Below are 22,228 nucleotides of genomic sequence, written 5' to 3'. Positions count from 1 at the left end.
AAGCAGCAAAAAGCTCGTTCGACTGGCTGGACTCACTGTCCCGCTGGTGGAACAGTCCCGTCGTGATCGATCTCAACGACCTTCGCGTGTTCGAAAAGGTGGCGGCGACCAGCAGCTTCTCGGTCGCGGCGCGCGCGCTGGGCCTGCCGAAGTCGACGGTCAGCCGCAACGTCGCCCGGCTGGAGCAGGTGCTGGGCGCGCGGTTGTTTCAGCGCACCACCCGCACGGTCATTCTGACCGCCGCCGGCGAGGCGTTGCAGGCGCGCTGCATCGACCTGATGTCGCGGGTCGATGAAACTGTTGCCTATGTCGAGAGCCTGGCCGGCGAACCGCGCGGCCTGTTGCGCATCAGCGCGGGCATCGGCTTCGGCATCAATGTCCTGTCGCGTCACCTGCCGGAATTCCTCGCCCGCTTCCCGAACATCGACGTGTCGCTCGACCTGACGAGCCGCGACCTCGACCTCATCGCGGATCGGGTCGATGTCGCCATTCGCATGGGTCCGCTGCCCGATTCCGCACTGGTGGCGACGCGTCTGGGCAACGTGCCCCGCTGCCTCGCAGCCTCGCCCGACTATCTGCGCCGGCGCGGCACACCGCTGACCCCCATCGATCTGGCCGGGCATGAATGCATGGAAATGCCGCGCGGCGACGGCCGAACCCGGACCTGGCACTTTCAACGCGGCGACGAGCGAGCCACTGTCGATGTGCGCAATCGGGTCAGCGTCAATGATGCGCTGACCATCCACCAGCTCGTGCGAAACGGCGCCGGCGTGGGTGTCTTGTCGACCTATCTCTGCCTCGATGATTTCGCGCAAGGGCGCCTCGTCCGTCTGCTCGCCGACTGGGCAATCGCGCCCATCGAGGTCAATCTCCTCTTCCCGAGCAAACGCGAGCTCTCCGCCACCGTACGCGCCTTCGTCGATTTCATGCGCGAAGTCACCGTCCCCAACGGACACTGGCAAAGCGGATTTCCCGCAATCGGCTGAAACGTCCGTGGGCGGTCTCCTGGAAACGGGTCCGAACACGGTTTCGTGCTGGCAAGCCTGCCACAAGCTTGCTGAGGCATGGTTCAGGTCAAGGAAACGACAAAAGGGCGAACCTTCTTGGCGATCTCTCCACCCAGCGACATCGTTCTGGATGTTGCCCGCGCTGTCGAGCCGGCGGACATCGAGGCTGCCCGCACGGCGTTGGCCAAGCGGGCCGGCGGTCCTGTCGGCACCTTTTCGGTCGACACCGCCAGCTCGGTCAATGCCGGTTCCATCCTTTCGCGCGCCACGGCTGACAAGGCCACCGGCACAGACCCTGCCAAGAAGTTCAAGCATTTCGAGGCCATGGTGCTGCAGACCTTCATCCAGAACATGCTACCCAAGGACACCGAAGGCGTCTACGGCAAGGGCCTGGCCGGCGACATGTGGAAATCGCAGCTTGCCGAACGCGTCGCCGACGTCATGGCCGACCGCGGCGGCATCGGCATCGCCAAGTCGCTATTGGCCGACCACTATCTCGACGGCAAGCGCAAGGTGCCGATCGGCCCGGTTTCGGGCGGACCGGAAAAGACCGAGATCGACCAGCAGACCAGCCTGTCGACCTCGCTGGTGCACGAATTGCAGCGCAAGGCCGCGAAGTCGATCACCGGCGACGAAACGACCATCAGAACCGACATCAAGATTTAGACCAGGATTATCATGGCCGAAAAATCGGAACTCGCCTCCAACCTGCCAGCACGAACGATCGCTTCGGAAGCGCCCATTCCGTTCGCGCGGCCCGGAAACCTCGCCGCCATCATCGGCCGCATCGAGCAGGCGATCGACGAGGAAACGGCGGGGCTGCGCAATGACACCAGCTATGACCTCAAGGCGTCCAATGCCCGCAAGAGCCGCTATCTATACGAACTGACCCGCGCCATGAAGGGCGGCAGCGAAGCCGAGTTCCTGGAACAGCACCGCGAGGGCCTGACGCGACTGCGCCAGAAGCTGGCCAGGAACGAGGCGGCTATCCTCGCTCACCTCAACGCGGTCAACGAGGTCGCAACCCTGCTGAAGAATGCCATTCAGCGTTCGGAAGCCGATGGCACTTATTCGGCTCTCGAGTTCGGCTGGGCCAGGGCATGATCGCCACAAGGATCATGCCTGGACATGGAAACGGAGCCATTTCGGGTTCCGCCAGACCTAGGGCCTGGGAATGATCAAATTCATAGCCGCCGCCATCTGGATCTGCGCCGCCACGCTCGGCGCGGTGTTCTATTCATTCCAGGCAGCCGGCGCGCGTGGCGAGGGCGAGACGCCCAAGCCGATGCTGGGCGGGCTGGACTACGTCAAGACCGACATCATCTCGGTACCGCTCATCCATAATGCCAAGATCGACGGCTATTTCCTGACCAAGCTCGTCTATACCGTCGAGCCCGGCGAGATGAAGAAGCTGTCCATCCCCGCCGACGCGCTGATCACCGATCAGGTCTACAGCTTCCTCTATTCCAACCCGCAGATCGACTTCACCAAGAAGGCAACGATCGACCTCGACGCCTTCCGTGCCGCCATCCGCGACACCATCAACGCCCGCGTCGGCACCAATCTTGTGCACGAGGTGCTGATCGATCAGCTCAACTTCCTGTCCAAGGACGAAATCCGCAACAACTGGCTGCGCCGCCGGCAGGACGCTGCGGGGATAGCACCCGAAACGGCCAAGCCTGCCGCAGCGCATTGACCGCGCCCAGCCTGTTCGGCTGCGTCGATAAAACCCATCCATGGAACCGGGTTTCGCGTTGACGTAAACGTCAACGCGCAGCTAAATGCCCCAGCGAAATTGATCGCGAAAATGCGCAGCACGGTGATTTTGGACAGTCCGAAGCGCCAATGCTCGACAGATCCAACGAGATAAGGAGATCCGCCATGAGCGTTCAGGATATTGCCGACAAGATCAGCTCGCGCGTGGCGAGCGCCGGATTCGATCGTTCCGTGAAGTTCGACACCGGCAGCGATGGCGTCATCGTCATCGGCGGCGGGACGGTATCGACCACCGATGCACCGGCCGACTGCACGATCAAGCTATCGCTCGACGATCTCGAATCGCTCATCGCCGGCGATCTCAACCCGACCATGGCGTTCATGACGGGCAAGATAAAGGTCGAGGGCGACATGAGCGTCGCCATGGCGCTCAGCCAGTTGATCGGCTGACGCCAATCAGACCGGAAAAAGCGCCGCCTTTCGGGCGGCGTTTTTTGTCATCAAGGTGTTGTTTTAGTTGATACCAAAACAAGCCTGCATAACGAGTACCGTTGCCGCTATGGCTTAAACGGCCCGCTCGGCTTCAGGAGCGTGCCGCCTCGCTGAGGAGCACATTCGTTTTCGCTTAAATGTGGCAAGAATATTACAGATGAAAGACGACTGTTCCGCTAGAAGGCTTGAGGGCTTTATGCGGGAAGGGTTTGGGGCATGCGCGTTTCGTCTATAGCAGGTTCTGCTGTATTGCTCGTATCGCTCATGGCAGGCACCGCCTACGCTGCCGACTTGGTGACTGAGCTTCCCATCGCTTCAACGTACAACTGGACTGGCGGCTATGTCGGCGCCCAGGCGGGGTATGCGTGGGGTGACTCGGTGGGAGGCGCTTACTTCAAGGCGACGGGTGCTGTAGATGCGAACGGAAATGTTGACCCACGTGGGTTTTTGGGCGGGCTTCACACCGGCTACAACTACCAATTCAACAACAATGCGGTGCTCGGCGTCGAAGGCGACATCAATTTCGCCAGCATAAGAGGCAGCGTAAACCCTCTGCATTTTGCGAGTGGTGGGAATGCTCTGGGAAATTCGGCGTCTGCCGAGATGACTTGGAACGGCTCGGTGCGCCTGAGAGCTGGATATGCGATCGATCGGTTTCTTCCCTACGTGACGGGCGGCGTGGCTTTTGGCCGATATGGATTTGATCCCAGCTACGGCGGCACCGGCCCTCTTTCCGGTTCCAAAACACAAACTGGATGGACGATCGGCGCCGGCTTGGAATACGCCCTTACAGACCACCTCACGACCCGTATCGAATATCGCTACACCGATTTTGGTAGCGCAACATATGCCATACCGGGCTTCTCATCGGAAGAAACGCGCGTCAACTTGAAGACGAACGACGTTCGGATTGGGCTGACTTATAAGTTCTAGGCAGTCGCGGAGTGGCGACGGTCGCCCTCGTTGGTACACAGAAACCGGCCTCGCGCGGCCGCCTTTCGGGCGGCGTTTTTGTTTCAGGCGACACTGTACAGGACATCACGTCTCAGGCGGCGACGACCTGCGCCTTCAGCTTGCGCCCCGCCGCCTTCAGCGTGCCGCGAGCGCCTTCCAGCGCGCCATCGACAAGTTCCAGCGCCAGCAGGCGATGCCGCTCATAGGGGCCGGGCATGGCGAGCGAACCGGTCTTTTGCGAGGAGAAGCCGAAGCGCTGATAGTAGGGCGCATCGCCGACCAGCAGGATGGCGCCATGGCCGAGCCGCGCCGCCTCGGCCACCGCATGACGCATCAAGGCCGAGCCTATGCCTGCGTTCTTGAGCGACGGATCGACAGCGAGCGGGCCAAGCAGAAGGGCGGCCGGACCGCCCTCGCCCAGCGTCACATCCCACAGCCGCACCGTGCCCATGACAGTGCCCGATGCGTCGCGCGCGACGAAGGCCAGGCCTTCCGAAGGCCTACGGCCACGCCGCAGCTTTTCGGACGACTTTGTCTTGCGCTTCGGCCCCATGGCCTCGTCCAGCAGCGCTTCACGCGCCGCGACATCGGCCGCGGTTTCGGCGACGATAGCAATGGCGCGGGCACTCTCCCCCCTCGAGGGGGAGATGTCGCCAAAGGCGACAGAGGGGGTCACCGCGCGTGAAGCACCAACCTCCAGCCGCCGCAGGAGGTCGCATCCGGTCGAACCGACCCCCTCTGGCCGCTGCGCGGCCATCTCCCCCTCAAGGGGGGAGATCAGCCAATCGCGGCCGGCAGCGTCCTCGATGAAATTCACAACGTCCATTTCCGCGATCCTTCACGAGCGGAGATATGTTCCACAGGCAAGCCGAGGCGGGCGATCTCTTCGCCCGCACCGGATGATCTGATCGGTTCTTTCGAACCGTCAGATCACGTAGGATCGGAGAGGCTCGAAGCCGTTGAAGGCGACCGCCGAATAGGTGGTCGTGTAGGCGCCGGTGCCTTCGATCAGCACCTCGTCGCCGATGGTCAGCGACAGCGGCAGCGGGTACGGCGTCTTCTCGTACATCACGTCGGCCGAATCGCAGGTCGGGCCGGCGAGCACGCAAGGCGCGGTCTCGTCGCCGTCATGCGAGGTGACGATCGGGTAGCGGATCGCCTCGTCCATCGTCTCGGCGAGACCGCCGAACTTGCCGATATCGAGGAACACCCAGCGCACATTGTCGTTGTCAGCCTTCTTCGAGATCAGCACGACTTCCGACTTGATGACGCCTGCATTCCCAACCATGCCGCGGCCCGGCTCGATGATGGTCTCGGGCAGCGCGTTGCCGAAATGCTTGCGCAGCGCCGAGAAGATCGCCTGGCCATAGGCCTGCGCCGCCGGCACGTCCTTCAGGTAACGGGTCGGGAAGCCGCCGCCCATATTGACCATCTTCAGCACGATGCCTTCCTCGGCCAGCGTCGAAAACACCTTCTTGGCGTCGGCGAGCGCACGGTCCCAGGCGGTCAGGTCGGTCTGCTGCGAACCGACATGGAACGACACGCCATAGGCATCGAGACCCAGCACCTTGGCCTTGCGCAGCACGTCGACCGCCATCGCCGGTACGCAGCCGAACTTGCGCGACAGCGGCCATTCGGCACCCTCGCCATCGGTCAGCACGCGGCAGAACACGCGCGCGCCTGGAGCAACGCGGGCGATCTTCTCGACCTCCTCGACGCAATCGACCGCGAACAGGCGAATGCCGAGCTGGTAGGCGCGCAGGATGTCGCGCTCCTTCTTGATGGTGTTGCCGAAAGAGATGCGGTCCGCCGGCGCACCGGCGTCCATCGCCATCTCGACTTCGGCAACGGAAGCGGTGTCGAAGGACGAGCCCATCGCAGCAAGCAGGCGCAGGATTTCCGGCGCCGGGTTTGCTTTCACCGCATAGTAGATCTTGGAATCGGGCAACGCCTTCTCGAAGGCGCGGAAATTGTCACGCACGACATCGAGGTCGACGACGAGGCAGGGGCCGGACGGACGTCGGGTGGCGAGGAAGTCGAGGATGCGCTGGGTAGCCATCGTGGTTTCTCCAACACGCCTTTCGGCGCGCACAAGGGTGCGGACGCGGGCTGTCGGCCTCGCGAACACGCGGTCAAACAAAGGCGGGACGAAAATTCCATAGAACCAGCCGGTGGAGACCCCGGAACCATGAAACGCCGTCTCGCGGCGATGAACCTAGCCTTGCCCGGCTTCGATTCGCTTTGTCTGCCTTGGCTTGGATTGGGAGAACCCCGTTCCGCACTGCCGGCAATGAAGGTGTGCCTCTTCAGTAACCCCGGTCTTTGGACAACCGGCAGAGAACCAGAAAGGCCCGCACCGTCGTTGCTTCAAGGTGTCCTCGGTCTGGCGGTTGGCCGCTAAACCGACTGGAGGGGTTGGCTCCAGTTACCTTACCGATTTCCCTCACCATTCGAGGATCGGCGGACACCCACAGGCACGTGCGACTTTGGGCAAGCGCGATATATGGCTGGTGACCGTCACAATCAATAAAAATCGTATCTCAGGTTGTAAAATTTCTGGCATCGAACAATGTTGGGTCCAACGTATTCGGATGTTGAACGATGCCATCGACGCGCGGCCCGCTGAACGCTTTTCTCGATCTCTACGAAATCCCCGTCCCCAGCGCTCAAACCGGCCCCTTGGCCGGGCTGAAGCTGGCTGTGAAGGATATATTCGACGTGGCCGGCTACCGCACCGGCTGCGGCAACCCGCAAAAATACGCAGAGGCTTCGCCAGCATTCGCCACGGCGCCTTCCGTACAGGCGCTGCTTGATGCCGGCGCACGTTTCGTCGGCAAGACGCAGACCGATGAACTGGCCTTCTCGCTGATGGGGCTGAACGCGCACTTCCCCTGGCCGGTCAATCCGGCGGCACCCGACCGCATCACCGGCGGCTCGTCCTCGGGTTCGGCCTCGGCGGTCGCCGGCGGCCTCGCCGACATCGCCACCGGTTCGGACACCGGTGGCTCGATCCGCGCTCCGGCAAGTTTCTGCGGCCTGATCGGGCTGCGTGCCACGCATGGCCGCATCTCGCTTGACGGCACCATGCCGCTCGCTCCCTCCTTCGACACATTCGGCTGGTTTGCCAGGGATATGGCCATCTATGAGAAGGTCGGCGCTGTGTTGCTCGGCGAGGATACGCACCGCCACGAGCTGAAACGTCCAATCGCCCTGGATGTGCTGGACGAGCTCATGCTCGGCCGGAAGGAGGCCGAGGCCTATCGCGACATGCTCCAGCCGGTCGCGGCGGGGTCGGGTGCGCCAAAAACCGCCGAACCGTTGTCGCATTCCATCGACGATCTCTACTGGTGTTTCCGCACGCTGCAGGGATACGAGGCCTGGCAGAGCCATGGCGCCTGGATATCGGCGAGCGGCAGCGCGCTCGGCCCGTTCGTCAAGGAGCGCTTCGAGCACGGCGCGACCATCGCTGCAGGTGCGGTTCAACGCGAAACGCAGCGGCGTGACGCCTTCCGCGGCGAACTCACCGCCCTGCTTGGCGAGGACGGCGTGCTGGTGCTTCCCACGGTTCCGGGCGCCGCCCCGCTCAAGGCGACCCCGATCGCGGATTTGCAGAATTGGCGCGAACGTGCCTTAAGGCTGCTGTGCCTCTCCGGCCTGTCCGGCTTTCCACAGATCACGCTGCCGCTCGGTTCGGTCGACGGCGCGCCCTTCGGCCTTTCGCTGCTGGGACCGAGGAACAGCGACAGACAGTTGATGGCACTGGCCGCACGCATCCTCGCGGCCCGGTGGAAAGGCTGATGACATGGATACACTGACCCGCATGCGCGCCTTCATCGACGTGGTCGAGGCCGAAGGTTTTTCGGCGGCGGCACGCAAGATCGGGCGCTCCAAGGCGCTGCTGTCAAAGTATGTGCGCGAACTGGAGGACGAGCTCGGCGCGTTGTTGCTCAACCGCACCACGCGACAGTTCTCGATGACCGAAGCCGGCCATACCTATTACCGACGCGCGTCGGAGATCGTGCGCGAGGTCGACAGCCTCGCCGACGCGGTGCGCGAATCTTCCGGCGACGTGCGCGGCAGGATCAAGCTTTCGGCGCCGCGCACCTTCGCCGACGCGCCGATCGGCCAGTCGCTGATCGACTTCGCCAAGCAGTATCCCGACATCGTGCTCGACATTCAGCTCGACGACCGCTTCGTCGATCTGGTCGAGGAAGGCTTCGACCTTGCGGTGCGCATCTCGCGACTGGAAAACTCGTCGCTGATCGCAAGGCGCCTGGCACCCTTCTCGATAAAGCTTTGCGCCTCCCCCGAACTGATCGTCAAGCATGGCATGCCGATCCGGCCGCAGGATCTGGGCCGCATGCCCTGCATCATCGACACCAATGGCCGCGGGCTGAACAACTGGCCATTCAAGGGCGACAACAACGATCAACTGAGCGTCGCGGTGTCGGGCCCGATCGAGGTCAACAGCCCGATGGCAGCGCGGGCGGCCGCCGTGGCGGGATTGGGATTTTCCATCCTGCCGGACTTCATCGCCGCGCCTGACATCCAAAGCGGCCGGCTGGTTACTGTGATGGATGACCGCATCCTGTCGGGCGGCGGCATCTTCGCCGTTTATCCGCACCGGCGTTATCTGCCGGCAAAGGTTCGCGTTTTCGTCGATTACCTGGTGCAGTGGTTCAAGGACAAGTGAACGGCCAGGCCTGTCCGCAACCCCTGGCAGTCCCAATTTCGCCCCCTTTCTGGTAAGTGTCGGCATTTCCCGAGGGCCTATGGATTCGCGATCAAGAATGCACCTGAAAAGGCGAGCTATTGTGCTGGCTTCGGCCTTGGCGGCGACATTTGCCGCCGTTGAACCCGCCGAAGTGCATCCGCATGTCTTCGCCGAGGCCCGCCTCGAGGTGATCCTCACCCCGGATCACCAAAGTGTGAAGTCGCTGCGCCATGTCTGGCGCTTCGACGAGCTGTTTTCCAGTACGGTGCTGATGGAGTTCGACAAGAACTCCGACCTGAAACTCGATGCCAATGAGTTGAAGGATGTCGCCGACACCGTCCATGCGTCGCTGGCCGACTACAATTACTTCCAGCTCGTCACCGTCGACGGCAAGGACGTGCCGATGACACCGCCGCCGCACCTGATGGCCAATTTCGAGAACGACCAGTTGATCATCCTGTTCGAATCCGAACCCAAGAAGCCGATCAAGCTGGCCGGCAAGATCGATATCGGGGTCTACGACCCGACCTTCTACACCGCGATCGACTTCACCGAGGACGCCAACATGCATGTCGACGGCTTGCCCGCCAACTGCACCAGCAAGGTCATTCGTCCTGACGCCGACGAAGCGATCGCCGAGAACCAGAAGACCCTGACGGACGCTTTCTTCAACGATCCGACAGGCACCGACATGAGCAAGATCTTTGCCACCAAGCTTGAACTGAACTGTCAACCAGAAGGATGACCCCAGTGACGAAACCGTCCCTGCGCCTGGCATTCGGCCTGTTGGCCGTCACCTTTGTGATGGTGAATTTCATCGGCATGGCCCACGCCCAGAGTTCGCTCGGCATCGGCGTCAATGACGGCATGGCCCCGACCACGGGTCCGTTTGCTCATATCCTGATGTGGATCAACCGGTGGCAGCAGGAATTCTATCGCGCGCTGGCGTCTGCAATGAAGGCGATGCGCCAGGACAACAGCAAGATCTGGCTGCTCGTCGGCCTGTCCTTCGCCTACGGCATCTTCCATGCCGCCGGCCCCGGTCACGGCAAGGCGGTGATCTCGTCCTACATGGTGGCCAATGAAGTGGCGCTGCGGCGCGGCATCCTGCTGTCCTTCGTCTCGGCGCTTCTGCAGGGACTGACGGCGGTCGTGATCATGCTGCTCGCTTATTTCGTCCTGCGCGGCACCGCTATCTCGATGACCGATGCGGCATGGTTCATGGAGATCATGAGCTTCGTCTTCGTCACCCTGTTCGGTGCCTGGCTTTTGTGGCGCAAGCTCGGCCCGTCCATCCTTCGCCTGTTTGGAAGAGCCCCCGCCTACAGCCTGTCCGCCGCCCATGCCGGCCATTCGCATGGCGGGCACTCACATGCCGGACATTCTCACGCTGATCATTCGCATGCCGGTCATTCTCATGCGGCCCATGCCCAAGCGGCGCCTGCTCATTCCCATGCCCTTCATACTCATGACGAGCACGACCACGGGCACGAACATGCTCACCACGATCATGCGGCGGGCGAGGTCTGCGACACCTGCGGGCATTCGCATGCACCCGATCCGGCGCTGCTTTCCGGCGACCGCTTTGACTGGCGCACGGCCTGGACGGCGGTGGCCGCGGTCGGCATCCGCCCCTGCTCGGGCGCGCTGATCGTGCTCAGCTTCGCCCTGCTCAACGGGCTCTGGCTCGGCGGCCTGCTGTCGGTGCTGGCCATGTCGCTGGGCACCGCCATCACCGTCTCGGCGCTGGCAACGCTCGCCGTGACCGCCAAGAACTGGGCGGTGTATTTCGCCGGCGACGGACGCATGGGCAACCGCATCCACTCGATCGTCGAGATCGGTGGCGCGGCCTTCGTCTTCCTGTTCGGCCTGCTGCTGCTGTCGGCCAGCCTGACAGGCAGCGTTTGACCCATAAGTAGCGCCCGAAGGTGTGTTGAGATTCAGGTCAGGCCGTGCCGGAGTCGAAGACGGGCGCGAAGCGACCAGACAAGGTTGATACCGAGAACCGGAGCGGAGCGTACTTAAAGTACGTGAGCACCGGAAGCGCAGGTATAAGCCGTTCGCAGGCCGGCATCACCGGAATATCAATACAGCTTTCCGCCCAGCTCATCCTCGATATGCGCGCGGATGATCTCGTCAAAACTCGTCTCGGCGGCGAAGCCAAGCTCTCTTGAGCGGTGTGCTTCGAACCGGGTCGGCCAGCCCTTGACGATCGCCCAGATCGTCTCGTCGGGAATTTCGCGGATGAGCCCTGCCACCTTGGTGCCGGCGATGCGCTCCAGCGCCTCGATCTGCTCGCCGACGGAGACGCCGACGCCGGGCATGGTCAAGTTGCGGCGCGGCCCGACGGCGGCGCCGTCGATCCCGGCGGCATGGATCAGGAAATTGACCGCCGAGCGCGGGCTGGCGTGGGTATGCACGACCGAGCGCGGCACCGGCAGGATCGCTTCCTGCCCAGCCAGGGGCTCGCGGATGATGCCGGAGAAGAACCCCGAGGCAGCCTTGTTGGGCTTGCCCGGTCGCACGCAGATGGTCGGCAGCCGGATGCCGATGCCGTCGAAGAAACCACGCCGCGTATAATCGGCCAGCAGCACCTCGCTCATCAGCTTCTGCGCGCCATAGGACGTCAGCGGCGTCGGGTGGAATTCATCGGGAATGACCTCCGGGAACGGCGCGCCGAACACGGCGATCGACGAGGTGAAGACGACGCGCGGCGAAATCGCCGCCAGCCGGATCGCGTCGAACAGCGCGCGCGTGCCATCGAGGTTGACGCGATAGCCGAGATCGAAATTAGCTTCCGCCTCGCCCGACACCACGCCTGCGAGGTGGAAGACGACATCGGGCCGCGAGGCGACAAGGCTTTCCGAAGACCCTGCGGATGCAAGGTCGCCGGTGTGGATGGTGACGCTGACGCCGTCCATCGCCGGCGCCTGCGGCGGCACGATGTCATGCAGGTCGAGCGCGGCGATCTTGCGGCCACGCAGCATGCCGTCCTTTGCCAGCCGGGCGATGAGCTTGCGGCCGACCATGCCTGCCGCGCCAGTGATCAGGATGCGCATGTCGACCCCCTATTTGTCCTGCTTTTTGCGCTGGCTGCGGCTCCGCAGCCAGAACACGGCGAAGAAGCCCAGCAGGAAGACCACGGCGACGATGCCGGCAAGGATGGTGGAGATGCTGCCTGCCGCCAACATCACCTTGGGCAGATTGTAGGCGGCGATGCCAAACAGCAGCATGATCCAAAATGCCGCGATCGCCGCGTTCCTGGTGTCGCGGTCCATCACGCCGCCTCGGAGCGGCGGCAAATCATTATCAGCGTATTCAAGGCCATGGAACTCCCGGCGCTAGTGGTGGTGACCGTGATGCGCAGCCGCATCATGATCACCATCATCGTGGTCTTCGTGGCGGTCGGCGCATTGGCCGAATTCAGGCTCCACCGTGGCATGGCTGATGTCATGCTCGGCGGCAAGCCGTTTCTTGATGGCGCTGACCGCCTGATGGGCATCGACGCCCTCGTCGAGGCAGGCGTGCAGCGTCGCCATGTTCGTGGAGCCGTCGAGCGACCAGACATGCATATGGTGTATTTCGCGCACGCCTTGCACTGATGCCTCTATATCCCCAGCGATCACGTCGCGGTCGAGATTTGGCGGCACGCCTTCGAGCAGGACATGCGCGGCGGCGCGCATCAGCGACCATGCGGTGGACAGGATCAAGAGCGAGACGAGGACCGACAGGATCGGATCGATCGGCGTCCAGCCCGTCGCCAGGATGACCAGCGCCGCCACGATCGCCGCCGCCGAGCCCAGGAGGTCGCCCAGCACATGCAGGATGGCGCCGCGCATGTTCAGGCTCGCGCGGTCGCCGCCATGCAGCACCAGGAAGGAGCCGATATTGACCAGCAGGCCAAGGGTTGCCACCGCCAGCATCGGCCCGGCGAGCACCGGCGCCGGCGCCTCCAGGCGGCCCCAGGCTTCGTAGACGATCCACAGTGCGATGACGAAGATGGCGATGCCGTTGGTATAGGCTACCAAGGTCTTGACCCGGCCGAAGCCATAGGTGAGGCGGCCGGTGGCCGGCCTGTCCGCAAGGTGGAAAGCATACCAGGCAAGGCCGAGCGCCACCGCGTCGGCCAGCATGTGGCCGGCATCGGCCAGCAGCGCCAGCGATCCCGTGAAGATGCCGCCGAGCGCTTCCGCGACCATGAAACCGGCGGTCAGGCAGCCGGCGATCAACACCCTTTTCTTGTCGGTCGTGCCATGGACATGCCCGGCGCCGTGATCATGTCCCTGCGAGCCGTGGGCATGTGCCATCCGCCAACTCCCATCAGCCGATATCTTACGCGCCGAACGCCGCGCGAAAGTCCTCAAGCCGCCGCTTCTGCTGGCCGTCGCCGTCGAAATTGGCGGGGTCGAGCCATGCCTCATAGGCCTTGCGCAACGCCGGCCATTCCTTGTCGATGATGGAGTACCACGCAGTATCGCGATTTTCGCCCTTCACGATCAGGTGCTGGCGGAAAATGCCTTCGAACTTGAAGCCGAACCGTTCCGCCGCGCGCTTGGACGGCTCGTTGCGGTTGTTGCACTTCCATTCGTAGCGGCGATAGCCGAGCTCGTCGAAGATGTACTTCATGAACAGGAACTGCGCTTCCGTCGCCGCCGGCTTGCGCGAGATCAGCGGCCCCCAATAGATATTGCCGATCTCGATAACGCCATAGGCCGGGTCGATGCGCATCAGTGTCTGCCGCCCGGCGACCTCGCCGCTGGCCTTGTCGATGACGGTGAAGAACAGTGGGTCCTCGCTGGCCTCCACCTTGTCCAGCCAGGGCTGGAAGGCCCCGCGCGTCTCCGGCGGATAGTCGGGCAACCAGGCAAAACGCCCGCCGACATCGGACACCGAGGACGCTTCATACAGGCCGTCGCCGTGCGTTGCCGCGCTCAGCGGCTCAAGCCGGACGTAGTGGCCGTCGATGATCTTGCGTTCGGGCCGAGGACGCGGCTGCCAATCCTTGAGATTTTCAGACACCAAAAACTCCAATCCGTTTGACATTTGCTGGCCAAGGCTCACAAAAACGCGACCCAACAGTAAGAACCACACGGACGGGAAAAATGCTCCACACGATTTCGGCCTTCGACCGTCTCGGCGAGGAAAATGCCTTCGCGGTGCTTGCACGCGCCACCGCTCTCGCGAGCCAAGGCCGCGATATCGTCAACCTCGGCATCGGCCAGCCCGACTTCAAGACGCCGCAGCACATCGTCGAGGCCGCGATCAAGGCACTGCGTGACGGCCACCACGGCTATACGCCGGCTAACGGACTTCTGGCGACGCGGGAGGCGGTGGTGCGGCGCACGCTGACCACCACCGGGGTCGAGGTCTCGCCCGAGACGGTGATGATCCTGCCCGGCGGCAAGCCGACCATGTTCGCGGCCATCCTGATGTTCGGTGAACCCGGCGCGGAAATCCTCTATCCGGATCCCGGCTTTCCCATCTACCGCTCGATGATCGAGTTCACCGGTGCCGCACCCATCCCCGTGCCGATGCGCGAAGAGAACGGCTTCGCCTTCTCGGCGGAAGAGACGCTGGCATTGATCACGCCGAAGACCCGGCTCCTGATCCTCAACTCGCCAGCCAACCCGACCGGCGGCGTCACGCCCCGCGCCGAGATCGAGAAGCTGGTCAAGGGGCTGGAGAAGCACCCTGATGTCGCCATCCTCTCCGACGAGATCTATGACGTGATGACCTATGACGGCGAGACGCATTGCTCGCTGCTCGGCTTCCCCGAGATCCGCGACCGGCTGATCGTGCTCAACGGCTGGTCGAAGACCTGGGCGATGACCGGCTGGCGCATGGGCTGGTCGATCTGGCCGAACGGCGACGAGGGCGCCCACCTCTACGACAAGGTGCGCAAGCTGGCCGTCAATTGCTGGTCCTGCGTCAACGCGCCCAGCCAGTTTGCCGGCATCGCGGCCATCGACGGCCCGCAGGATGATGTCGACACGATGATGCGCGCCTTCGACCGCCGCAGGAAGATCGTCGTCGAGGGGCTGAACGCCTTGCCCGACATTTCCTGCATCACGCCCAAGGGTGCGTTCTATGCCTTCCCCAACGTATCGAAGACCGGCTGGAAGGCCAAGAAGCTGGCCTCCGCGTTGCTTGACGATGCCGGCGTGGCGCTGATCGGCGGCCCTGATTTCGGCATTCTTGGCGAAGGCTATATCCGGCTCTCCTACGCCAATTCCGAAGAGAACATTTTGCGCGCGCTGGAGCGGATCGGAGCGTTCCTGGCGAAGTGACGTGATAGAAGATCCAGGACTGTGATCGACCGTCCCGGATGCTCATGATTGAGAAAGGGGGACGATCGATGTTCTATGCAATCCTCGCCTATCACGTGGAGGGCGTCATCGTGGCGATGACGCCGCAGGAGGATGCGGCGCTGATGGCCGGCCTGCTGGAGATCAACACCCGGCTTCACGAGGACGGCACACTTGGGCCATCCGCGCGCCTGGGGGCGACAGAGGATGCCTGCACACTGCGCGGCCCGGGCGACGGCGTGATCATCGACGGCCCCTTCGCCGAAACCAAGGAACAACTGCTCGGCTTCTACATCGTGGACTGCACTACCCGAGACGACGCTATCGCGATCGCCCGGGACCTGCGCCGCGTCAATGCCAGCGCCGTCTATGAGATCCGGCCCGTTCTTCTCTTCAAGCCCGGCGTGCCACTGGCGGGCAGATGAGCCGGCGGCAAATGCCCTGCCGATATGCGTGCCTTACCCGCGTCCCACAAATGGCATCTTGGTCGCCATCACCGTCATGAACAGAACATTGGCGTCGAGCGGCAGGCTGGCCATGTGGAGCACGGCATCGGCGACGCGCTGAACGTCCATCACAGCTTCGGCGGCGATCGTGCCATTGGCCTGCGGCACGCCGACCGTCATCGGCTGCGCCATCTCGGTCAGAGCATTGCCGATGTCGATCTGGCCGCAGGCAATGTCATAGGGCCTGCCGTCCAGTGCCAGCGTCTTGGTCAGCCCGGTGATCGCGTGCTTGGTCGCGGTATAGGGAGCCGAGCCCGGCCGCGGCGCATAGGCCGACACCGAGCCGTTGTTGATGATGCGGCCACCCATCGGCTTCTGCCTGCGCATGGCGCCGAAGGCGGCGCGGGCACACAGGAACGAGCCGGTGAGATTGACGCCGACGACGTCATTCCACACCTCGACGGGGATCTCGTCGATCGGCGTCGATTTGTAGCCCATGCCGGCATTGTTGAAGAGCAGGTCGACCCGGCCGAACGCCTCGATCGTCTGCCTGAACAAGGCGTCGACCTCATCGGCCTTGCTGATGTCGCACGCGACGGCCAATGCCCTGGCCTGTGTCGGCCCAGCTTCGGTGACCGCGGCGTCCAGCATCGGCTTGCGACGCCCACAGAACACCGTGTTCCAGCCGGCCTTCAGCAGCGCGGTTGCGACGCTCTTGCCGATGCCCGTGCCGGCGCCGGTGACGATGGCGGTTTTGTGATCTGTCATGACTGTCCTCCGCGACCGTCCAGCCATCGCAAATGATGGCGGCCATGACAAGCTGATCTGGTTCGGGAGCTACCGACAAAAAGGGCGGTCATTGGCGACCGCCCTGATCTGAACCAGCTTGGGAGGAGGAAAAGCCGATCCGACTGTGTAGAATGATGCGCTTGCTAGGTTAACGAAAGGTTAACACCGACAAGGGCACCTGTGCCGATTTGGTTACCAGCGGGGGTTGGGCGAGGTTCCAGTCTTCGCCGGCGCCTTTGCCGCCGAGACAGTTGCCTCGACATGGTCGACCAGCGCATCCGGCAGGCCGAGGCGGCCAGCGAGCAAATCGAGATAGCCGCGTTCGGCGCGCGTGTCCGGGTCGATGGTCAGGCGCGACGCCGTATAGAGCTCGAGCTTTTGGGCGTCGGTATGCGCACTGGCCACCAGCGCATCCAGATCGAGCGGCCGCTCCAGTTCCGCCATCAGGAATTTCTCGGCGTCGGGGCCGATGCCGGCAAGGCTGAGCTTGCCGGCGATCTTCTGCCGTTCATCGTCGTCGACATGGCCGTCGGCCTTTGCCGCCGAGATCATGGCGCGTATCAGCGTCAGCGTGAATTCATCCTCGCCCTGCGGCGCCTGTGAGGGGTGGAAGGCGGTGTCCTTCGGCGGCGGCAGCAATTCCGGCTCGCCGGCGGCGGGCGCCTCGGCGGGTGCGTTGCCGCTCTTGTAGTTCTGGTAGGCCTTGTAGGCGAGACCGCCGATGGCGGCCAGGCCGCCGAGCCTCACGGCGGCACCCGTCACCTCGCGACCAGCCCCGGTTCCAAGCAGCACGGCGGCAATGGCGCCGGCGGCCAGCGGATTGTCCTTGGCCATCTGGACGGCCTGGCCCGCCTTGTCGCGAACGGTGGAGTCCGTTCCGGGAATTTGCGAGCCGAGCAGATCGTCGAGAAGCTTCTTGGGATCGAACATTCAGTGCCTCCAGATTTGCCCGGCCGAACGGGCAGGTTTCGAACGCCGAAGAGGTAGGTCCCGCACGTTGACAATACAATGACGAACCATCGCTCTGCCGGAAAACCGCTGATGTCTCGTATTGAATCGACGTGTCGAAACCGGCTTCGACTTCGAGTACTGTCGGCCTGACTGAATGGTCTCCGGAGGATCGTCTCATGACCGATGGAACAACCCGCGAGCCGGCGCGTGATCCTCAGGATCTGGAACGGCTGCTGATTTCCCGGCAATGGGCGGGAGATCTCGACGGAATGGTGGCGCTTTTCGAGCCCGATGCCATCATCGACAGCGATGAACAATTGACACGTGGCCGGGAATCCATCCGGGCTCTGTTTTCGGAGATCACCGCGATGGGCCGAAGATTTGCTTCCGGAGCTCAACGCCCGGCCGTCATCAATGGCGACCTGGCGCTCACGTCGACCAGGCTTCCCGATGGCACGATAACAACCGAGGTCGCCCGCCGGCAGCGCGACGGGACATGGCTTTGGGTCATCGATCGATTCTCGGTTACGTGGCCCTGAGCTAGCGCCCGATATGCGGGCCCCTGCCCTGCGCCTGCGCCAGTTCAACCTGGCGCTGACGCTCGGCGTAACGCTGGCGGTCCTCGTCGGTGCGAGCATCAAAGCAATGCGGGCACGAGACGCCGGGGGTATATTTCGGTGACTGCCGGTCGTCGCCCGTCAGCGGATGCCGGCAGGCATGGCAGAGTTCGGCTTCACCCTCGACCAGGCCGTGGGACACCGAAACGCGTTCGTCGAACACGAAACATTCGCCCTGCCACAGGCTCTGCTCGGCGGGCACCTCTTCGAGGTATTTCAGGATACCGCCCTTGAGATGGAACACGTCCTCGAAGCCGAGCGACTTCACATAGGCTGTCGCCTTTTCGCAACGTATGCCACCGGTGCAGAACATCGCGATCTTGCGGCCGTCCAGTTCCGCGCGATGCGCCTCCACCCAAGCCGGGAACTCGCGAAAGCTGCTGGTGGCGGGATCGACCGCGCCCTTGAAGGTGCCGATCGACACCTCATAGGCATTGCGGGTGTCGATGACGATCGTCGCGGGATCGCTGACCAGCGCGTTCCAGTCGGCCGGCGCGACATAGGTTCCCGCGCTTTTGGCCGGATCGATATCCTCGACACCCATGGTGACGATCTCGCGCTTCAACCGCACCTTCATGCGGTGGAACGGCATTTCGGCGGCGGCGCTGTATTTGACCTCGAGGCCAGCGAGGCCTTCGATGGATTCGAGATGTTCGATCAGCGCGGCGATATCCGCTTCGCTGCCCGCGACCGTGCCGTTGATGCCCTCATGCGCAAGGAGCAGCGTGCCCTTGATGCCGCGTCCGCAGCAGAAGGCGGCAAGCGGCGCGCGCAATTCCTCGAAGGCGTCGAGCCGCGCAAACCGGTAGAGTGCCGCGACACGGATGGGGTTTGTTGGCGTGGACGATGTCATCGCCAAGGCAACTAGACGCTCCCGGCAGCCGATTCAAGGCAAAGCGGATTTCATCACCCCGTCATCGCCCTTGATGGTAATGGCCGGCAAGACCGTTCCACGGCGCGTGACATCGCGACACGCCTGGTTTCGTGGACAGGAAAACACCCGTCTGCTAATCGGTTGAATTAACAGTAGACGTGGAGAAACCAAGTGCAAGCCAAGACCGAAAAACTCCTGTCGCTCCTCAACGGCCAACCGGTGATCCCGGTGCTGAAGATCGCTGATGTCGCCGACGCGGTGCCGCTGGCCCGCGCGCTGGCCCGCGGCGGCCTGCCGGCGATCGAGATCACGCTTCGCACCGCTGATGCGTTGGAAGCGATCCGTCGGGTGGCGGGCGAGGTCGAGGAGGCCATCGTCGGCGCGGGCACTATTCTGGACGCCCGTCAGTTCGACGAGGCCGCAAGCGCCGGCTCAAGGTTCATCGTCAGCCCCGGCATCACCCGCGAGCTTCTGGCGGCGGCTGGGGATAGCGACGTTCCGCTGCTGCCCGGCGCCATCACGCCCGGCGAGATCATGGCCGCACGGGAAGCCGGCTTGCGTTTCCTGAAATTCTTCCCCGCCGAACAGTCGGGCGGTATCGCCTCGCTCAAGGCATTTGCCTCGCCGCTGGCCGATGTGAAATTCTGCCCGACCGGCGGCATCACCGGCAAGAACGCGGCCGACTATCTCAGCTTGCCCAACGTCATCTGCGTCGGCGGCTCCTGGGTCGCGCCTGACGACATGGTGAAAGCGGGAAAATGGGACGAGATCGAAGCGCTGGCGCGCGCCGCGAGCAAGCTCGCAAAGTAGCTTTTTACCCATCTCGCGCGCATCATCTTTCAGCGCGTCGATGTAGCGAAAAACCCGGCCGACTTGCGTCGACCGGGTCTTGTTGAACCGACTTCGAAGCGATCAGTTACAAACTCTGACCTGTTCGACAACCTTGTGATGGTGACGCCAATGCGTGATCATCTTGGTGTGGCAATGCTTTCTCATATGCATATGGTCATGGCGATTGACGACCATCGTATCGGCCTGAGTGGGACCGATGGCCGCCGCAGCTGCCGCAACCGAAATAAGCGACGCCAATAGTATCTTCTTCATGGATTTCCCCGGGTTTGAACGAACGAGGACAGAACCCGCGACACGACAGGGCGTTCCATCATCACGGCAATGTCAGCGATGCGTGATGTTGTCAGCAATCACTGCCGGAAGATGTACGATGAACTTGAAGAAATGAGCCGCGCCGGTTTCCGGGCGCGGCTGCTGATCTGTCGGTCCGGCCCTTACTTGGTCTGGAAGCGGGCGACCGAAAGGAATTTTACGGCGTTGCCGGAGAACCGGTTGGCGTCAGCCATCTGGTTGTCCGCCTGGAAACCGGCCGTGTAGACCTCGCTCGGTGCCGTATGCACGATATTGTAGGCATAGCCCGGCGCCGTCGTCGAACTGGAAACGGTGGTGATGGTCTCGCCGCTGCCCAGCGCCCAGCGGGCGGCCTGCGGCGCGGCGGCAACCACGAGGGCCTTCGGTCCAGGCTTCTGGTCGCGCGCGGTGGCCCGTGACTCCTTGCGCGTCGTCTTCACGCCGGCGCCGATCGCCGCGACCGGATCCGTACCGGCGGGGCGTGCAACGATCGCCTGTCGGGGCGATGCGGCATCGACACCGTCCGGGTCGTTGAAGGCCGAGCGGGGCTCGGACAGCGAAGCGACCTGATAGTATGCATCCTTCACGGCAGGCGTCGCGACGCCGGGTGCCTTGGACACCGAGGAAGCCGTCATTGTTGCCGGCTGCGCATCGACCTGTTCGAGAACGGCCTTGACCTCGTCCTTCCGGCCTGTGTCCGGCCGCGCGGTCGGCAGCACGGAGAACGCGTCGGTGGCAGTCCTGCCCTGCTCGGCCGTATCGGCGAGCGCCAGCAGCACATCCTTGCTCGGCGGCGTCACATCAGCCGCGGTGGCAGCAGGCGCGCGCTCGGGGCGCCAGGTTGGCAGCGGTACGTTGTTGACCGCGACCTGCGTCGGATCAGGCGCATCCGACTGATCCGCCGTGCCAAAAGGAACATTTGCCGGCGCTTGCGCTGTCGCGATACTGCGCTCCGTCGTGGCGGACGCATCGGCCACAGCGAACGGCACCTTCTCGGGCTGCTGGGCACCGACATCGGCCTTCGGACGCGGCGCAAAGTCAGGAACGGGAATATCGCGGGCCGGCAGCGCCGCGATGATCGTCTCCGGCGTGTCCTGCTCCGGCTCCGAAGCCGAAGCGTCGGCAATCTGCGGAACCTCGGCGCGCTTGGCATCCTGCGGCGCCACGATGGCTATGCCCGGCAAGGTGCTCTTGGCGGCTGGCGCCGGCTTCGCCGTCCTGGGCGCGGGAGCGGGCTCGTCGGACGCGACATCGGCGCTGTCGTCGGCCTCATCGGAACCGCCACCGAAGAGGGTGGCCAGCAAACCGCGGGATTTCTTGGTGCCGCCGCCTGCACTGGCCATCTCGATGGCGGGAGCGCCGGAACCGACGCGCGACTTGTAGGCGGCGAGCGCCTGTTCATAGCCAGGCAGCGGCCTGCCGTCGCTTGGCACATGCAGCGTCTTGCCATTGGGGAACACGCTCACCAGCTCCTGGCGGCTGATGCCGGGCCAGTGGCGCACATTGCCGACATCCATGTGGACGAAGGGGGAGCCGGAGGTCGGGTAGTAGCCGACGCCACCGCCCTGCATCTTGAGGCCGATGTTGCGCAGCTTCTTCAGCGGCACGCCGGGAATGTAGAAGTCCATCGCCTTGCCCAGCATATGCTGGCTCTTCTCGGCAACGCCCCTGCTGCGGCTGCGCAGCATCGAGTTCGTGGACGGCGAGCGGTAGCCGCAGACGACCTGGATGTAGTCGGTCGCGCCGCTTTCACGGTAGGCTTCCCAGACCAGATCCAGCAGGCGCGGATCCATCTTGGTCGGCTCGTTGCGGCGCCAGTCGCGCAGGATGATGTTGATCTTCCTGAGACCTTCGGGATCGTAGCGGCCATTGCGCTTGTAGACGATCTCCGCCTTTTCGTGTGTGTGCAGGTGGTAAAGCTTGAGCGAGCGTGTTTCAGCGCTGGCACCGGTCGCGGCTGCGGCAAGGAACCCGAAGGCAACAACCATAGCTGCCAGCCATCTCGGCCAGACGCGCATACGGTAGGATCGCCCGTTTGTGTGTCGTTCGATTCTGTTCAAATCAAAAGGCCTTGCAGGCTGTCTTCTGTCCCCGGATTTCCCCAAACAGATGCGTCAGGATCGCATCCGAATATCAACCCTAATGGTTAATCATCACTTATTGAAGCCGAAATGCGGTAACACCGTGGCGATATCCCGTCAAAAATTGTGTACAGCGCTT

Annotated in this window: 25 protein-coding genes; 14 read left to right on the top strand and 11 right to left on the bottom strand. The window is 63.3% G+C overall.

The window, feature by feature from the left end:
- The first annotated feature begins 62 nt into the window (after window positions 1-62).
- The 6 genes from ABVQ20_RS26130 (at window position 63) to ABVQ20_RS26105 (ending at window position 4,148) form a co-directional block, all read left to right on the top strand.
- Window positions 63-986 (top strand): LysR family transcriptional regulator, encoded by a 924-nt coding sequence (locus ABVQ20_RS26130; protein ID WP_354462546.1) that lies wholly within the window; start codon window positions 63-65, stop codon window positions 984-986.
- Between the two features lie 117 nt (window positions 987-1,103).
- The gene (locus ABVQ20_RS26125; RefSeq protein WP_435528430.1) at window positions 1,104-1,673 is read left to right on the top strand and encodes a rod-binding protein; all 570 of its coding nucleotides are present in this window, start codon (window positions 1,104-1,106) and stop codon (window positions 1,671-1,673) included.
- Window positions 1,674-1,685: 12 nt separating this feature from the next.
- The gene (locus tag ABVQ20_RS26120) at window positions 1,686-2,111 is read left to right on the top strand and encodes a hypothetical protein (protein WP_354462544.1); all 426 of its coding nucleotides are present in this window, start codon (window positions 1,686-1,688) and stop codon (window positions 2,109-2,111) included.
- Window positions 2,112-2,181: 70 nt separating this feature from the next.
- Window positions 2,182-2,703, top strand: coding sequence for a hypothetical protein (locus tag ABVQ20_RS26115; protein WP_354462543.1), 522 nt, complete (start codon window positions 2,182-2,184; stop codon window positions 2,701-2,703).
- Between the two features lie 185 nt (window positions 2,704-2,888).
- The gene (locus ABVQ20_RS26110) at window positions 2,889-3,173 is read left to right on the top strand and encodes an SCP2 sterol-binding domain-containing protein (protein WP_354462542.1); all 285 of its coding nucleotides are present in this window, start codon (window positions 2,889-2,891) and stop codon (window positions 3,171-3,173) included.
- A 258-nt stretch (window positions 3,174-3,431) separates the two neighbouring features.
- Complete coding sequence (locus tag ABVQ20_RS26105) at window positions 3,432-4,148, top strand: outer membrane protein (RefSeq protein ID WP_354462541.1); 717 nt, start codon at window positions 3,432-3,434, stop codon at window positions 4,146-4,148.
- A 112-nt stretch (window positions 4,149-4,260) separates the two neighbouring features.
- On the opposite strand, the gene ABVQ20_RS26100 is transcribed toward ABVQ20_RS26105, so the two are convergent.
- Together ABVQ20_RS26100 and odc2 are read right to left on the bottom strand one after the other, a co-directional pair.
- On the bottom strand, window positions 4,261-4,818 hold the full coding sequence (locus tag ABVQ20_RS26100) for a GNAT family N-acetyltransferase (RefSeq protein WP_435528439.1): 558 nt from the start codon (window positions 4,816-4,818) through the stop codon (window positions 4,261-4,263).
- Between the two features lie 276 nt (window positions 4,819-5,094).
- A complete protein-coding gene (gene odc2 / locus ABVQ20_RS26095) occupies window positions 5,095-6,228 on the bottom strand; it encodes an ornithine/lysine decarboxylase (RefSeq protein ID WP_354462540.1) in 1,134 nt (377 codons plus the stop codon).
- A 542-nt stretch (window positions 6,229-6,770) separates the two neighbouring features.
- Between odc2 and ABVQ20_RS26090 the strand changes: the two genes are divergently transcribed.
- From ABVQ20_RS26090 to ABVQ20_RS26075, 4 genes are all read left to right on the top strand, one after another.
- Window positions 6,771-7,967, top strand: coding sequence for an amidase (locus ABVQ20_RS26090; protein WP_354462539.1), 1,197 nt, complete (start codon window positions 6,771-6,773; stop codon window positions 7,965-7,967).
- 4 nt (window positions 7,968-7,971) lie between these two features.
- On the top strand, window positions 7,972-8,862 hold the full coding sequence (locus ABVQ20_RS26085) for a LysR family transcriptional regulator (protein ID WP_354462538.1): 891 nt from the start codon (window positions 7,972-7,974) through the stop codon (window positions 8,860-8,862).
- A 97-nt stretch (window positions 8,863-8,959) separates the two neighbouring features.
- Window positions 8,960-9,628: a DUF1007 family protein gene (locus ABVQ20_RS26080; protein ID WP_354462537.1), complete on the top strand. Its 669-nt coding sequence runs from the start codon at window positions 8,960-8,962 to the stop codon at window positions 9,626-9,628.
- Window positions 9,625-10,791, top strand: a complete 1,167-nt coding sequence (locus ABVQ20_RS26075; protein WP_354462536.1) for a nickel/cobalt transporter — start codon at window positions 9,625-9,627, stop codon at window positions 10,789-10,791. Before ABVQ20_RS26080 ends, ABVQ20_RS26075 begins: the two co-directional genes overlap by 4 nt.
- Before the next feature lie 176 nt (window positions 10,792-10,967).
- On the opposite strand, the gene denD is transcribed toward ABVQ20_RS26075, so the two are convergent.
- The 4 genes from denD to ABVQ20_RS26055 all read right to left on the bottom strand — a co-directional run bounded on the left by denD (window position 10,968) and on the right by ABVQ20_RS26055 (window position 13,902).
- Window positions 10,968-11,942 (bottom strand): D-erythronate dehydrogenase, encoded by a 975-nt coding sequence (gene denD, locus ABVQ20_RS26070; protein ID WP_354462535.1) that lies wholly within the window; start codon window positions 11,940-11,942, stop codon window positions 10,968-10,970.
- Window positions 11,943-11,951: 9 nt separating this feature from the next.
- Entirely contained in the window at window positions 11,952-12,161 is a 210-nt protein-coding gene (locus ABVQ20_RS26065; protein WP_354462534.1) for a hypothetical protein, read from the bottom strand.
- Window positions 12,162-12,224: 63 nt separating this feature from the next.
- Window positions 12,225-13,190, bottom strand: coding sequence for a cation diffusion facilitator family transporter (locus tag ABVQ20_RS26060; protein ID WP_354462533.1), 966 nt, complete (start codon window positions 13,188-13,190; stop codon window positions 12,225-12,227).
- Between the two features lie 25 nt (window positions 13,191-13,215).
- The gene (locus ABVQ20_RS26055) at window positions 13,216-13,902 is read right to left on the bottom strand and encodes a GNAT family N-acetyltransferase (protein WP_354462532.1); all 687 of its coding nucleotides are present in this window, start codon (window positions 13,900-13,902) and stop codon (window positions 13,216-13,218) included.
- 83 nt (window positions 13,903-13,985) lie between these two features.
- Here ABVQ20_RS26055 and ABVQ20_RS26050 point away from each other — a divergent pair, with 83 nt between their 5' ends.
- The gene (locus ABVQ20_RS26050; RefSeq protein ID WP_354462531.1) at window positions 13,986-15,170 is read left to right on the top strand and encodes a pyridoxal phosphate-dependent aminotransferase; all 1,185 of its coding nucleotides are present in this window, start codon (window positions 13,986-13,988) and stop codon (window positions 15,168-15,170) included.
- 68 nt (window positions 15,171-15,238) lie between these two features.
- Window positions 15,239-15,613, top strand: a complete 375-nt coding sequence (locus ABVQ20_RS26045) for a YciI family protein (RefSeq protein ID WP_354462530.1) — start codon at window positions 15,239-15,241, stop codon at window positions 15,611-15,613.
- 33 nt (window positions 15,614-15,646) lie between these two features.
- Here the strand turns inward: ABVQ20_RS26045 and ABVQ20_RS26040 are convergent, their stop codons facing one another.
- Window positions 15,647-16,402, bottom strand: coding sequence for an SDR family oxidoreductase (locus ABVQ20_RS26040; RefSeq protein WP_354462529.1), 756 nt, complete (start codon window positions 16,400-16,402; stop codon window positions 15,647-15,649).
- Window positions 16,403-16,615: 213 nt separating this feature from the next.
- Entirely contained in the window at window positions 16,616-17,353 is a 738-nt protein-coding gene (locus ABVQ20_RS26035; RefSeq protein WP_354462528.1) for a tellurite resistance TerB family protein, read from the bottom strand.
- A gap of 197 nt (window positions 17,354-17,550) precedes the next feature.
- Here ABVQ20_RS26035 and ABVQ20_RS26030 point away from each other — a divergent pair, with 197 nt between their 5' ends.
- Window positions 17,551-17,913, top strand: coding sequence for a YybH family protein (locus ABVQ20_RS26030; RefSeq protein ID WP_354462527.1), 363 nt, complete (start codon window positions 17,551-17,553; stop codon window positions 17,911-17,913).
- Window position 17,914: 1 nt separating this feature from the next.
- Here ABVQ20_RS26030 and trhO read toward each other — a convergent pair whose 3' ends face one another.
- Window positions 17,915-18,844 carry an oxygen-dependent tRNA uridine(34) hydroxylase TrhO gene (trhO, locus tag ABVQ20_RS26025; protein WP_354463139.1) on the bottom strand — a complete coding sequence of 310 codons (930 nt, stop codon included), beginning with the start codon at window positions 18,842-18,844 and terminating at the stop codon, window positions 17,915-17,917.
- A 192-nt stretch (window positions 18,845-19,036) separates the two neighbouring features.
- Between trhO and ABVQ20_RS26020 the strand changes: the two genes are divergently transcribed.
- On the top strand, window positions 19,037-19,675 hold the full coding sequence (locus ABVQ20_RS26020; protein WP_354462526.1) for a 2-dehydro-3-deoxy-phosphogluconate aldolase: 639 nt from the start codon (window positions 19,037-19,039) through the stop codon (window positions 19,673-19,675).
- A 102-nt stretch (window positions 19,676-19,777) separates the two neighbouring features.
- On the opposite strand, the gene ABVQ20_RS26015 is transcribed toward ABVQ20_RS26020, so the two are convergent.
- The gene (locus ABVQ20_RS26015; protein WP_354462525.1) at window positions 19,778-19,969 is read right to left on the bottom strand and encodes a hypothetical protein; all 192 of its coding nucleotides are present in this window, start codon (window positions 19,967-19,969) and stop codon (window positions 19,778-19,780) included.
- A gap of 182 nt (window positions 19,970-20,151) precedes the next feature.
- On the bottom strand, window positions 20,152-22,026 hold the full coding sequence (locus ABVQ20_RS26010) for a peptidoglycan L,D-endopeptidase MepK (protein ID WP_354462524.1): 1,875 nt from the start codon (window positions 22,024-22,026) through the stop codon (window positions 20,152-20,154).
- Window positions 22,027-22,228 lie beyond the last annotated feature (202 nt).

This window comes from Mesorhizobium shangrilense (genome assembly GCF_040537815.1).
Taxonomy (GTDB): domain Bacteria; phylum Pseudomonadota; class Alphaproteobacteria; order Rhizobiales; family Rhizobiaceae; genus Mesorhizobium; species Mesorhizobium shangrilense.
The sequence above is the reverse complement of the archived record's forward strand: the minus strand, read 5'-3'. Positions and strand labels throughout refer to the sequence as shown.